This is a genomic window from Alteromonas antoniana, from assembly GCF_019249295.1.
Taxonomy (GTDB): Bacteria; Pseudomonadota; Gammaproteobacteria; order Enterobacterales; family Alteromonadaceae; genus Alteromonas; species Alteromonas antoniana.
Genome location: NZ_JAESDH010000010.1, coordinates 101981 through 115705, shown reverse-complemented (window position 1 = coordinate 115705; position 13725 = coordinate 101981). Strand labels below are relative to the sequence as shown.

Annotated in this window: 13 protein-coding genes; 4 read left to right on the top strand and 9 right to left on the bottom strand. The window is 47.2% G+C overall.

Annotated elements, in window-relative coordinates:
• Nucleotides 1–3: 3 nt before the first annotated feature.
• A complete protein-coding gene (locus tag JKP77_RS10430; RefSeq protein ID WP_218311132.1) occupies nucleotides 4–1455 on the bottom strand; it encodes a circularly permuted type 2 ATP-grasp protein in 1452 nt (483 codons plus the stop codon).
• Nucleotides 1456–1710: 255 nt separating this feature from the next.
• On the opposite strand from JKP77_RS10430, the gene JKP77_RS10425 reads away from it, so the two are divergent.
• On the top strand, nucleotides 1711–2448 hold the full coding sequence (locus JKP77_RS10425) for a proteasome-type protease (RefSeq protein WP_218311131.1): 738 nt from the start codon (nucleotides 1711–1713) through the stop codon (nucleotides 2446–2448).
• Nucleotides 2449–2522: 74 nt separating this feature from the next.
• Here the strand turns inward: JKP77_RS10425 and JKP77_RS10420 are convergent, their stop codons facing one another.
• From JKP77_RS10420 to JKP77_RS10400, 5 genes are all read right to left on the bottom strand, one after another.
• Nucleotides 2523–3575: a zinc-binding metallopeptidase family protein gene (locus JKP77_RS10420; protein WP_218311130.1), complete on the bottom strand. Its 1053-nt coding sequence runs from the start codon at nucleotides 3573–3575 to the stop codon at nucleotides 2523–2525.
• A 42-nt stretch (nucleotides 3576–3617) separates the two neighbouring features.
• Nucleotides 3618–4349 carry a substrate-binding periplasmic protein gene (locus JKP77_RS10415; protein WP_218311129.1) on the bottom strand — a complete coding sequence of 244 codons (732 nt, stop codon included), beginning with the start codon at nucleotides 4347–4349 and terminating at the stop codon, nucleotides 3618–3620.
• Nucleotides 4350–4449: 100 nt separating this feature from the next.
• The gene (locus tag JKP77_RS10410) at nucleotides 4450–4602 is read right to left on the bottom strand and encodes a DUF2256 domain-containing protein (protein WP_218311128.1); all 153 of its coding nucleotides are present in this window, start codon (nucleotides 4600–4602) and stop codon (nucleotides 4450–4452) included.
• Nucleotides 4589–6133 (bottom strand): cryptochrome/photolyase family protein, encoded by a 1545-nt coding sequence (locus JKP77_RS10405; RefSeq protein WP_218311127.1) that lies wholly within the window; start codon nucleotides 6131–6133, stop codon nucleotides 4589–4591. Before JKP77_RS10405 ends, JKP77_RS10410 begins: the two co-directional genes overlap by 14 nt.
• Nucleotides 6134–7561, bottom strand: coding sequence for a cryptochrome/photolyase family protein (locus tag JKP77_RS10400; RefSeq protein ID WP_218311126.1), 1428 nt, complete (start codon nucleotides 7559–7561; stop codon nucleotides 6134–6136). It lies immediately after the preceding gene.
• An 89-nt stretch (nucleotides 7562–7650) separates the two neighbouring features.
• Here JKP77_RS10400 and JKP77_RS10395 point away from each other — a divergent pair, with 89 nt between their 5' ends.
• Nucleotides 7651–8919, top strand: coding sequence for a DASH family cryptochrome (locus tag JKP77_RS10395; protein WP_218311125.1), 1269 nt, complete (start codon nucleotides 7651–7653; stop codon nucleotides 8917–8919).
• Nucleotides 8907–10415 carry a cryptochrome/deoxyribodipyrimidine photo-lyase family protein gene (locus JKP77_RS10390; RefSeq protein ID WP_218311124.1) on the top strand — a complete coding sequence of 503 codons (1509 nt, stop codon included), beginning with the start codon at nucleotides 8907–8909 and terminating at the stop codon, nucleotides 10413–10415. Before JKP77_RS10395 ends, JKP77_RS10390 begins: the two co-directional genes overlap by 13 nt.
• 124 nt (nucleotides 10416–10539) lie before the next feature.
• On the opposite strand, the gene JKP77_RS10385 is transcribed toward JKP77_RS10390, so the two are convergent.
• Entirely contained in the window at nucleotides 10540–10800 is a 261-nt protein-coding gene (locus JKP77_RS10385; protein WP_218311123.1) for a hypothetical protein, read from the bottom strand.
• Between the two features lie 135 nt (nucleotides 10801–10935).
• Here JKP77_RS10385 and fabA point away from each other — a divergent pair, with 135 nt between their 5' ends.
• The gene (gene fabA / locus JKP77_RS10380) at nucleotides 10936–11454 is read left to right on the top strand and encodes a bifunctional 3-hydroxydecanoyl-ACP dehydratase/trans-2-decenoyl-ACP isomerase (protein WP_218311122.1); all 519 of its coding nucleotides are present in this window, start codon (nucleotides 10936–10938) and stop codon (nucleotides 11452–11454) included.
• A 78-nt stretch (nucleotides 11455–11532) separates the two neighbouring features.
• On the opposite strand, the gene rmf is transcribed toward fabA, so the two are convergent.
• Both rmf and JKP77_RS10370 read right to left on the bottom strand, forming a co-directional pair.
• Complete coding sequence (rmf, locus tag JKP77_RS10375; protein ID WP_218311121.1) at nucleotides 11533–11709, bottom strand: ribosome modulation factor; 177 nt, start codon at nucleotides 11707–11709, stop codon at nucleotides 11533–11535.
• Nucleotides 11710–12016: 307 nt separating this feature from the next.
• Complete coding sequence (locus JKP77_RS10370) at nucleotides 12017–13714, bottom strand: DUF3466 family protein (protein WP_218311120.1); 1698 nt, start codon at nucleotides 13712–13714, stop codon at nucleotides 12017–12019.
• Nucleotides 13715–13725: the final 11 nt, after the last annotated feature.

The following is a 13725-nucleotide window of genomic DNA, read 5'->3' as shown; positions in this document are numbered from 1 at the left end:
TGATTAGGCCTCCATATCCACAATCCAGGTGTCTTTACTCCCGCCACCCTGCGAAGAGTTGACGACGGTCGATCCTTTGCGCATGGCAACACGGGTTAGTCCCCCGGTTGTTACAGACACGCTGCTGCCAGACAAAATAAAGGGCCGCAAGTCTAAATGCCTTCCCTCCGCTTTTGTATCGATAAGTGTAGGGGCCGTTGATAACAGTAGCATGGGTTGCGCCACATAGTTTCGTGGATCGCGACGAATGAGGCGGACAAATTTTTCCCGCTCCGCTTTTGTCGCATGCGGACCTATTAACATGCCGTAGCCGCCAGACTCATTGGCCGGTTTAACCACCATCTCATCAATATGTTCAATAACATAATCGCGTTCATCTTTATTGATGCATTTGTAGGTCGGAACGTTTTCAAGCAGCGGCTCCTCTTTCAGGTAGTATCGAATAATGTCGGGAACAAAAGCATAAACAACTTTATCATCCGCTACCCCTGCCCCGGGTGCATTTGCGAGGGCGATATTGCCCGCTTTCCATGCACGCATGAGGCCTTTTACCCCTAGCATGGAATCTTCACGAAAGGCTTCCGGATCCAGAAATGCATCGTCAATGCGCCGGTAGATGACATCAACCCGAGATAATCCTTCCACGGTTCGCATGTAAACAATGTCATCATCATCCACGACCAGATCACTGCCGACAACCAGTTCAGCCCCCATTTGTTGCGCAAGATACGCATGCTCAAAATAGGCTGAGTTAAAAATACCCGGGGTCAATACAACGATCTCTGGTTGCTCAATATCGCGTGGTGAGAGTTCACACAGCATGTTGTACAACTGAGACGGATAATCATCGACAGGAAGAATATTGTACTTTTCAAAAAGCTCAGGAAAAACGCGCTTCATAACATGGCGGTTTTCAAGCATGTAAGAAACGCCTGATGGAACGCGCAGGTTATCTTCCAGCACATAAATAGTGCCATGCTGGTCGCGAACCAAATCAGAGCCGCAGATATGTGCCCACACCCCAAGAGGCGGCGACACTCCCATGCACTCTGGCAGGAAATTTTTTGACTGGGTTAAAATGGATTCCGGTACGATATTGTCCTTGATGACATTCTGGTCATTGTAAATATCGTCGATAAACATATTCAGCGCTTTCACGCGCTGTTTTAGTCCCTTTTCCACTTCCTTCCATTCAGATTTATCGATAATTCTTGGGATAATGTCAAAAGGCCAGGCCCGGTCGATTGACCCCTCCTCTTCTGAATAAACGGTAAAGGTAATCCCCATTACGTGGATGGCTGAAGACGCTGCGGTCTTGTAATCCAGCAATTCTGCATCTGACAGGGACCGCAGGTACTGACATAAATCTTTTGCTGCCGGCCGCGGTTTATTTCGCCCTTCAATGAGTTCATCAAAGAACGGTCCGGTTTTATAGTTTCCCCACCTGATCGCCATATTCGTTCCCTTTTCCACTCTGTTCAGAATTTATACTCATCTAATCGTGTTTGGTTCGAAAAATCAATAAGGTACTGACCGCCAACTGTTTTTACTTGTAAACGAGCGCTGTTATTTTCCAGCCAGAGTTAAGGTTGACTCAAATAAATCGTCTGGCAGTTGCCTTACATTAAATTCCGCAAGTTTTAATTGCGAAAACAAACAACACACGCCATGCTATGGGCATTATGATTCGTTATTTTTCAGAGGATTAACGTGACCTATTGTCTTGCTATTAAAGTCAATAAAGGTGTGGTGTTTGCATCGGACTCACGAACGAACGCAGGCGTCGATTATATCGCCACTTACAGCAAAATGACGCGTTTTGTGTGGCCAGGTGAGCGCGTTCTGGTTTTGCTTACCTCAGGCAGTCTTGCCACCTCACAAGCTGTAGTGAATGCCATAAAACGTGATCTTGAGGATCCTGAGGCTGAGTTCACACTGCGTAGTGGTAATTATCTTCATGAGGTCGCACAATACATAGGCGAATTGAGCCAGAAAGAGCAAAGACGTCATGAAAAAGCAATGGAGAAAAGCGGTAACAGCGCCGAGTCAAGTTTTATACTTGGTGGTCAGATTAACGGCAAGTCTCACGAAATTTTTATGATATACCCACAGGGTAACTTCGTTTCTACGTCAACGGATACACCTTATCTTCAGATTGGTGAGAACAAATATGGCAAACCAATTCTCGACAGAATAATCACACCGACTACCAGTCTCGAGGATGCCGCGCGCTGCGCGATGGTATCGCTCGACTCAACAATCCGCAGTAATATCTCTGTAGGGCCCCCTATTGAACTGTCTATTATGACGGCGGGGACAATGGAAGCGCCTTACCATCAGACTTTTACAATGAATAGCCCAATGTATAAATCCATGCAAAAGCAATGGACTCAGGGCTTAAAGCGCACATTCAACCGTCTTCCGCGGTTTGAGTGGGAAAAAAGCTGATCATGCGGTAATCAGGTCAGGGACGAGCTGCGCTTGCCCCTGCTTTCGCATATAGGAAATCTGCAAAGAAGGAGTTACTCACCTTGTATCAGATTGTGAATATACCTGAGCTTTTCTGAGGCCGCCGCAGGAATAAGGAAGGGGTATGCGTCATCAAGTCCCATACTTCTGTTTAAGGCGTTAAGCACGGTTGTCAGTCTGCCCCAATCATCAAAAAGGCGGTCGAAATCCACTCCCTTATGCTGATTAACCGGCGCGTTTACCTGTTGATGCCCTACCGCCACATCATATTCATCGGCAGTTTCCAGCGTATCAACGATATGCAGATAGTGAGCCCAGGATTCAGCCCAATCTTCCCACGGGTGCGCACTGGCGTAGGCGCTGATATAACGTTCCTGCCAGTCTGAAACGGGGCCATTTTTATAATAGGTTTGCAAAGATTGGGTATAATCCTGACGTTCATCCCCGAAAATAGCGCGAAACTCGTCCAGCTTTTCGCTGTCGCGAATAAACCAGTCCCAGTAAAAATGACCTGATTCATGTCGAAAATGGCCTACCAATGTGCGATATCGTTCGTTCATTCTCTCCCGCATCATGATACGTGAGCTGTCTTCGGCTTCTTTCAGGTTCAGCGTGATCATTCCGTTGCTATGGCCGGTAATAACCGTAGATTTTACAGTGAGCTCCTGACCATATTCATCTTCCTCAACATCTTCTAAAAACTGAAACTGAAGCTGTGGCTTGCCTGGCCGTTGACTCCAGATGGGCAGTCCCAGCGATATCAGCGTAAAAAGTAAACGTCTTTTTGCATGCTCCATTCGATACCAGCGTTTCGCATTTAACTCTTTGGATTGATCGGGAATGATCTTGGTCAACTCACACGAGTGACACAAGCTCTTGTCTGATGTGTTCTCAACCATCCAGTTGCAAATATGGTTAGACGCATAATTAACACACGGCCGGTAACGCTTATCTGACAATGGCGTCACCCAGTCTCCATTGTCGCTGACGTTAAACGACGCCATAACCCCCATCTCACTGATGAAGCCCAGTGGCCGGTTGCAGGAAAGGCATTGCGTGTTGGCAAAGTACACCGTATTACCACACTGGCAGGTAAAGTTTCTCACATTCGCTCACTGTTATTTGATGACAATGGTACGCATCATAAATTACTGAGATGGCACATTCAGGACAGGTTGATTATCACTGTAGTATGCCTCCCGGATATCCGCAAAGTTACCCGCGGCTATCCCCTCACTGACAATACGAGTTAGTCTTGCCTGTAATCTGACTGGCAACCCGCGACGAATTGCCAGATGAAAGTTGTGTGCCTGTTCAGGCTGATAAGCGGATTCGACGATGTCATTTTGCACCCCCTGCACTTGAATGCGAGACCTGGCGCTATCACTAAAATGTACAAACCCATCTATTCGATGATGCATCAGCATTGCGATTTTCTGATCCAGCGACTCCACGTTGATTTGAAAGGCCTGCGGCATCGAGAGCAACGTGTCTGAATATCGTCCTTGCCGGGTAAATGCGATCACGGCATGGTATAAGGCTTCTTTCGAGTCAATCTTACTGACATTTTCACGACGCACAAATAATGTATGTGTTAACGATTCGTAGGCGGGAAAAACATAGATAAAATTTCCTTCCCTGCCAGCCTGAAGACCCACCATCATGTCGATATCACCGGACTCCAGCGAGTAAATGCGCCGGGCAAACGGCATTTGCGAAATCTCAACAGGCGTAGCCAGCTTTTCTTCAATGTATTTTAGGTAATGAAAATGCAGCCCTTTAGGAAAATCGGGTGAAACCGCACTTTTCAGCGGCTCGCTATGAGCCGCGCCACTAAGTATCCATACAATGAGGATCGGTATTATGCGCTGCAAATCCATCGATATCTTCCGTTTATCGCCAGTAACACTCTTAGTTTCTTAAGCTATCACAGTTGTAACGTCATATCCCATCGAGTCGGCGATAAATAAGTCAGATGAATCAACTCTCGATACTCCCACCTGTGTTTCTGTTCCCGGCGCAGCGTCGGGAACAATATTTTACCTGCTCCCAATTCTTTTCCCATTTCTTACGCCAGCTAAAGGGGCGCTGACATACCGGGCAAACTTTCTGAGGTAAGTCAGACTTCTTCATCTTTACTTAGTCTCTGAAGAAAGATGGCAGCAGACTGTCTTGCAGCATCCAGTTTATCCTGACTCATTTTCTCGTAAGTGCGATAAATCATCGCCATCCGATGATTGTCGCGCAACTTATCTTCGTGTTCGTCGATGAAACGCCAGTAGAGATAATTGAACGGACAGGCATCGTCACCGGATTTTTTACTCACTTTATAACCACAGTTTTTGCAGTAGTTGGACATTTTATTGATGTAACTACCGCTCGCTATATAGGGCTTGCTGGCAAGGTTACCGCCATCAGCATATAAAATCATACCGGCAACATTTGGCAGCTCTACCCATTCATAGGCATCTGCATACACCAGCAGATACCACTCCTGCACTTCCTGAGGATTTAGGCCGGTAAGCAGACAGAAATTTCCGATAACCATTAATCGCTGTATATGATGGGCATAAGCATTATTCTTTGTTTCAGTAATACATTGCCGCATGCAATTCATGTTGGTATAGCCGTCCCAGAAAAATGACGGCAAGCTACGGTTGTTTGAAAAATAATTGTCTTTTGACAGATCTGGCATGAAATGCCAGTAAAAGCCCCGCACGAATTCGCGCCACCCCAAGATCTGGCGGATAAACCCTTCTGCCGAATTTAATGGTGCTTTTTCTTCGTAGTATGCCGTCTCGGCGCGTTGAATTACTTCTTTCGGGGTGAGTAGACCGCAATTAATATAAAACGAGAGATGGGAATGATATAGCCAGGGCTTCCCCTCCACCATGGCATCCTGATATTTACCGAAGGTGGGTAGGCGCTCATCAATGAACGTATCAAGAACATGCAGTGCTTGTTCTCGTGTTACCGCAAAATAAAAATTATCGATGTCACCAAAATGATCATCAAATTCCTTTTTCACCAGCGCTATGACCGAATTTGTTATGTCATCAGGCGCAAATGTTTTTGGCTCAGGCACCTTCTGATCAGCAGGCATGGGCTCGCGGTTTTGTGAGTCATAATTCCATTTACCACCTACCGGTGAGTCATCATCCATGAGGATTTTGTAGCGCTTGCGCATTTCTCGATAAAAGAATTCCATGCGCAGCTGCTTCCGTCCCTCTGCCCATTGTGAGAAATCTTCAGGACTGGATAAAAAGCGGGGATCATCGAGCACATTTACCGGTACGCCCAATTGATTTGACCACTGCTGCATGCTTTGCTGAAGTCGGTATTCGCCAGGCTCAGTAACAATAACTGAGTCCAGCGACGGGTGTTTTTCCAGCGTATGTTTTAGCTGTTTTAGCAACGATCCCTGATTATCATCATCATCGTAACGGCAGTACTCAACCTGATATCCTCTGTCCTTTAATTCTTCAGCAAAATGACGCATAGCACTAAACAGAAACGCTATTTTTAGTTTATGGTGCTTTACGTAAGTTGCCTCTTCCCGCACTTCGGCAAGCAAAAAAATATCACGAGTTTTCGTTGCATCCTCAACAACGGGTAACGACAGGGTAAGCTGATCGCCAAGTATCAACCGCAAACTCGCGCTCATTCAGCCTCCTTTGATTTCAGAGAATGCATCCAGCGCGCGCTGTCGACTGGCTTTTAAGTCGACTAACGGTTCCGGGTAGTCCTTACCCAGGTTAATCCCCGCTTCTTTCATTATTTTTTCCGGAGCATCCCAGGGTTTATGGATGTACTTATTTGGTAAGCCGGAAAGCTCGGGACAGTAAGTTCTGACATATTCGCCCTGCTTGTCGAATTTTTCACCCTGTAACACCGGATTGAAAATTCGGAAATAGGGTGCAGCGTCTGCGCCAGAGCCCGCAACCCACTGCCAGCTTGCGGTATTGCTGGCGATGTCGGCATCTACCAGGCAGTCCCAGAACCAGCGTTCACCTTCGTGCCAGTCAATCAGAAGATTTTTTACCAAAAACGAGCCCACAACCATCCGGACACGGTTATGCATATAACCCGTTTGCCACAGCTCGCGCATTCCAGCGTCAACAATCGGGATGCCGGTCTGACCCTTTTGCCAGTCACGTAAATTCGAGGCGCTTTTTCGCCACGGGAATTTGTCGAATTTGTCGTTAAAATTTCGGTTCGGTAATGTAGGAAAATGATAAAGCAGGTAGTAACTAAATTCCCGCCAGCCCAGTTCGCTAAGGAAGGTATCAATGTTTTTATCGTCCGTATCACCAAACTTGTCCTTGATGGCATACCAGACCTGATTTGGGGAAATTTCTCCAAAATGTAAATGCGGAGACAGTCGGGACGTACCCTGAATAGCCGGATGGTCGCGATCTTCTTTATATCGTTTGGCTGACTCATCGATAAACGTAGCCAACCTATCAGCTGCTCCTTCTTCCCCTGGCTTCCATTCTTTTGCAATCCCCTCGTCCCAGCTGATGGCAGGGAGAAGTTGTAATTTATCCAGCGTAATGCCTTTCACTGGCGCATCATCGTAGGTAATGCGTGCGGGCGGCGCTTTCGGGTAGCGCGGTGGCGATGCATTCAGGCATCCCTTGCGATAATAGGGCGTAAACACCTTGTAAGCTCCGCCGTCCTGCTTACTGATTTCCATCGGCTCCCACAGTAAACTGCCGTTACAACTGGTCACCTGATACCCGGCGTCTTTAAGCGACGATTTCAGATTCTTGTCCCGTTTTATCTGCCAGGGTGCGTAACAACGGTTCCAGAATATGCTTGTTGTACCAAATTCATCCATGAGTTTAGGAATAATGTCTTCCGGGTCACCCTTAAAAATCTGCAAGTGCCCGTTGAGTCGCTCATTCAATTGCGCAAGAGAGTGATGTAACCACCACGCAGACGCGCCACCAGGCTCTCTGCCATTGGGCACACTGGTATCGTAGATGTAAATCGGAATGATTTTGCCGTGATCGCACGCAGCGTTAAGAGCGGGGTTGTCTTTAACCCGTAAATCCTGCCGGAACCACATGAGGCTTACTGGTACTGACATTTTTGTCCTTATTATTAGTCTTCTTGCCCTTCTATTACGTAACTTTTGCACAGGAGATCTGTAAAAAACCAAATTATAAGCCTTAAATTATGAAAAAAATCCACGGACTTTTCTGGTTTCGTCACGACCTGCGTTTGCATGACAACCCGGCGTTATCGGCATTGTCAGAGCAAGTCGACGCTATGACCTGCGTCTATCTCTATCCTAAGCCCTATACTTCTTCTCATGTGCCCGACGAGTTTGGTGACGGCCAGTGTCAGAAGCTGTTTCGTGATCAGTCATTGTTGGCGCTTCGCGATGCGCTGCAAGCTATCGGTTCTGATTTACTGATTGTTGAGCGTGATGAGAGCTGTGAAGCCAGACAAATTGCGTCGTTGTGTGAGCAGTTGAAAGTTGATGTGCTCGGTGTCACCGCTGATGGTGGCTTTTATGAACGTCAGTCTGTGGCGCAAATAAGAGCGTCGGTAACGAGCCTGAAAATCGCTTCTGAACAGTCAGGTACGTTGTTTAATGAGGAGGCACTGCCTTTTGAGATTAACGATATGCCGAACGTATTTACGGCGTTCAGAAAGAAAGTCGAAAAATACGCAGACGTGTCGTCCCCTGCTGAAACCGTTACCGCATTGCCACCGGCTTTAGATACTCAGTGTGAGTCACTATCATTAGACCCGGAAGGTAATAACGGGAATTTCAAAGGAGGAGAGTCTGCGGGCACAACGCATCTGCAATATTATTTTGGCGAAACCCGTGCAGCATCCGAATACAAAAAGACCCGTAACGACATGGATGGCTGGCTTCCCTCTACCAAGTTCTCGCCCTGGCTGGCAAACGGTTCGCTGTCGCCCAGAACGGTTTATCAGCGTCTACGCCGCTATGAAGAAGACGTAGAGCAAAATGAATCTACTTATTGGATCTTTTTTGAGTTGCTGTGGCGTGAGTTCTTTCACTGGTTACAAATGAAACATGGTGCCGACTGGTTTGCTTATTCAGGTTTTCAGGACAACACACCTGACACCCGTTTTGATAAACAAACACTTAAGCGCTGGTGCGACGGCAATACAGGCTATGACATCGTTGACGCTTGTATGCGACAGCTGAACCAGACCGGCTATATGTCTAACCGCGGACGCCAGCTTGTTGCCAGTTGTCTGGTGCACGAGTTGGATCATGACTGGCGTTCAGGGGCGGCTTACTTTGAAAAGCAACTGATAGATTATGATGTTGCCAGCAACTGGGGAAACTGGCTTTATCTGGCTGGTGTAGGTAGCGATCCCCGTGGTCACCGGCGATTTGATCTCAAAAAACAGGCCGACTTTTACGACAAGGACGGCAGTTTCAGAGCAACATGGCTGAAATAAACGAACCAGTCACTGTCGTCTGGCTTAAACGTGACTTCAGATTACGCGACCATGCACCTCTGGCGCAGGCCTCGCTGACAGGACTCCCGGTATTGCTGCTGTTTATCGTCGAGCCTGAATATGAACGCGATCCGCATTACAGCGACAGACACATGGCGTTTATCGGTGAGAGTATTGCCTGCCTCAATGCGCAATTATCGTCATTCTCTACTTCAGTGCTGGTGTTACATGCCAGCGCAACAGAGGCGTTTGACTATCTGCGAACGCAAATAGAAATACAGTACATAGTAAGTCATGAAGAGGTTGGTCTGGCGTGGACCTTTGCTCGCGATAAAGCAATGGCTGACTGGTGCCGGGAAAAACAAATAACCTGGGACGAGTTACCCTATGGAGCGGTAATACGTGCCCTGCCCCACAGAAATAACTGGCAACGACACTGGCATTCAGTCAATGCCCAACCAACCCGCGATCCCAGACTGTCGGAAGTGTATTGGGTAAACGATTCGCAGATAATTCACCTGCAAGCCGGAAGGTATGTTTTTCCCTCTGGCCATCCTGATATGCAAACAGGCGGTGAGCGCCGTGCATGGCACGCGATGAAGCATTTCTTTGCAGAACGCGGTAAGCACTACCATCGTCATATTTCGTCCCCTATTCAATCGCGCATCAGTTGTAGCAGACTAAGTCCATATCTGGCGTGGGGAAACCTCTCAATAAGACAGGTGCTGACCTACATCAGAAACAACCAAAATCTGAAAGACGCAAGCTGGAAACGTCCGGTACAGGCCTTTACATCACGACTGGCCTGGCATGATCATTTTGTTCAGAAATTTGAGAGCGAACACCTGATGCAACATGTTTCGCTGAATCGTGCCTACCAGAAATTTCCTTATATAGATGGCCCTGAGGCGCATCGCCGGTTTACGTTGTGGGCGAAAGGAGAAACCGGTGTGCCGTTAGTCGATGCGTGCATGCGCGCGCTGAATGCCACCGGATACAGTAATTTCAGAATGCGGGCGATGGTAACCAGCTTTCTGTGTCATCACCTGAATGTTCATTGGGCGCATGCAGCAGAATATCTGGCATCGGTATTTCTGGATTTTGAACCTGGTATTCACTATCCGCAAATTCAGATGCAGGCAGGCATTACCGGTACCAATACTATCCGTCTTTACAACCCGGTAAGTCAGGCTGAGAAATTAGATCCCAATGGCGAATTTATCCGCAAATGGGTTCCTGAATTATCTCAGGTACCGGCACACTATATTGCCGCCCCCTGGCTAATGCCGCCGTTAGAAAAAGCCATGTTGGGAACCACAATTCCCGACCGCTATGAATGCCCTGTTATTGATGTACAGAAAGCTTACAGCGATGCCCGGGAGCGCCTGTGGTCATATCGCGAACGTGACGATGTGAAAAAAGAAGCAAAACGGATCCTCAGACGACATACACTTCCTGACAGCCCCAGTCGCAGGCAGGCCGCTGGCCACCGCTAGCGTTTATAACGTCGAACAACCACGCAGAGTATGTTCGAGTGAGCTATGCGCACTTGATACTGATAACCACTGGAAAAAGAGAAGCGCTATCTGTATTGAAATGGGTCAACAGCGCATTTGCTGGTTATCTGCCGTGGTCTTTTAACCATTCATTAAGTAATTTAATCTGCCCGCACTTGTATGCGGCATACATCAGTCTCAGAGAGTTAGACAGCACGTCTGAATCGCTCCAGCCTGTTTTATCACGAATTTCGTCATAGCATTTCATTGCGTCAGAGGTCACATACCCCCTCACCAGCTTTTTACCAGCAGCTTTCTGACGCTCCCGGAAACGACGCTGTTTTTCTGCATTTGCAGATGAGTTAGACTTTTTATTTTCTGCCATTGTGTGCTTTTCCTAAATTGAAAACGCAGTGTAACACGGCCGATTTATCATAAAAATTACTGTTCGGAGTTGTTTAGCGTACAAGTGTTCGCTAAATTACCCGCGTAAGTTTTTTATCAATCAATTGAGAAGCGAATGTCAGACAAACAAAACAGTTTTGATCGTGAAGATTTATTAGCCTGTAGTCGCGGCGAAATGTTCGGACCGGGAAACAGCCAGCTACCCGCACCCAATATGCTTATGATGGACCGGGTGGCGAGCATTACCGAAGATGGCGGTGAGCATGGTAAAGGCGAGATCGTGGCGGAACTGGACATCACTCCCGACCTGTGGTTTTTCGATTGCCACTTCCCCGGCGATCCGGTTATGCCTGGCTGCCTGGGCCTGGATGCCATGTGGCAACTCGTTGGCTTTTTTCTGGGTTGGAGCGGTGGTCCGGGTAAAGGCCGGGCGTTAGGTGTTGGTGAGGTGAAGTTTACCGGACAAATTCTTCCTACAGCGAAAAAAGTGACCTATCGCATCACTATGAAGCGTGTAGTGAAAAGAAAACTCTTTATGGGACTTGCTGACGGAACGGTAGAAGTCGACGGCCGCGTTATCTACACAGCGAAAGATTTAAAAGTGGGCTTGTTTCAGGACACCTCTAAGTTCTGAATCAGCTGCTTTATCAATAAATACAAAAAAAGCCCCGTAAAGGGGCTTTGTTGAAAGTTAACTCGAAAGAGATGACCTTTACCTGACGTTGAATCCCAGTTGTCTGTCTTCAACCGCCTCGCGCCATCCTCCTAACCATTGCGATCTCGCATCAAATTGCTGAAAGGGACAAAGCTCCTTGGAGCGACCAGTGATTCCTGCCTGATACCCTTTTGCATGGGCGCGGGTCAATTTATCTCTTTTTTGTCTTTTCATTGATTAGCCTCTTTTCTTGGTTAACGTACACCGATAAAACCACAGGCGCTGGCAACAAATCATTTAGTGGAAGTGCCGTGAATGTTTATCGTGCACATTACTTAGATAGTGCAGAGTCAGAATTGGTTCAAGAGCAATTAAAAAACTTCTTACTTGACAACCTCTAACCTAATGAGGTCAATACGCTTTTTACGTTACATTTTTTTTTCATAATTATGACGCTGGTTAAAATAAAAACACATAAAAAAGGCCGCTTAATATAAGCGGCCCATGAAAAAGGATTTTTCTTTATAAGACGGGAAAACTTTTAGCGCAGACGACGTCTGAAACCAATAGCTAAACCCAGCAATCCCAACCACAATACATTGATTGCAGCTCCCTTTCGTTCATACTTTTCTTCTTCCTGGCTTTCTACTGCACAGTCTTCAATTTCACCATTGGCAATGGGGGTCATGCGAAGTGCAACAATATTATCCACTTCAGATGCTTCCCCTTCGTCATTTACGATCTCATTGCCTGTAATGTAAGTGGCGTTTTGGCTGACGCGCGCATTTACAACAATTTCGTTGTCATCATTGATAGCAACAGCATCCACTAACGTATAGGGGCTATCACACCCAATAAGCGTATTCAGGTTGGTTAGCGTATCGGTTTCAAGGTCATACATAAAGGCACGGGTTTCACGCACACCATCGGTCGTAGCCTCAAACTCTGAACGGCCTACAACGATATTGTTGTTATTAATAGCCGATGGGAACACCGCAGCGTTATTGAAGAACCCTTGTGGGTAACGAGCTTCTTCTGTATCAAGGTTGTAAACAAATAAACGATCGCGGGCTACCGTTGATACAGCGCGCAGTACGCTACCCGTTACCCAGTTGTTATCATTAATTGCAACGGCATTACTTTTTAAGTTTTCCTCGCGAGGAAGGAACTCGGTAGTTTCGCCATCAAAGAAGGTAACTGCAACCACTTCGTCTTCATTTGAAGCTCCTGTCGAGTTAGGACGCTGAACCCTGACGCGCTCTCCAGTAGCCGCATCTCCTACAGCAATACCTTGTGCGTTAATATCAAAAGCCCGGGTGAAATACCCTACGTCATCATCTTCTTCTGGTTCGAAAAGCAGCGGGTAGACTTGCGTTGAGATAACCTCGCCAGCTGCGTCCAGCTGCCAGATATGCGTATTCAGGATAGGAAACAGAAAATTACGCGTGGCCTTGACTCTTCTCAGGCAATATTCAACAGGCTCGTCAGCGCGCTCTTCATCATCATAACAGTCGTCAATCAAAGGCTGCAGATTTTCTGAATAGGATGCGGAGCCGTAGCCTGCAACCTGAAGATTTTGGTTAATCGCATAGGCGTGGCTGGTTCCCCCGAGCAAGGTATCTGTTGGGGCCAGCCGCTTTGTTTCTCCGTTAACCTGAACAAACGCCTGCTGAACCATATCACTGTAAGTGTAGAGTACGGTAGTGTCAGATTCGTTGGTGTACTCCAGTGTCTTGAACAAACCTTCCGATGTCCCCACCAGATAATCGCCTGCGAGACTGTCCCGGGCAACTGTCACCACAGAATGGGTGTAGCCGTCAAACATGTCAGTAACTTCATCATACCCAGGCACCAGCTCGACATCAGCGGTGTCCATGATATAGCTGCGGTAGCTTGCTAATTGCTGGGTTCTTCCGCTTCCGCGGTTGTTGAGTAGGAAATTTACTACGGTCGTGTAATCGGAATCAGTGAATACGCCTTCCATGGTATCTTCGCGGTTTTCCAGGCTAACGTCAGAGCGATCGAAAAAACCGCCTGCTTCCACCAGTTCAATATTCACTGGTGGATTGTATTCTAACTGTGTTGTGGCCAATACAAAGCCACTGTTATCGATGGAATAGCCAAATGTATATTTGGCTTTATCATTAACGGGTAACGGCGTTACCGAATACGTTGCGGCAGCTGCTGAAAAGCTACCTGATGCCAGCAATACGGCAGCGGCAAGCTGAGTTCGTTTCATTTAAAATCCTA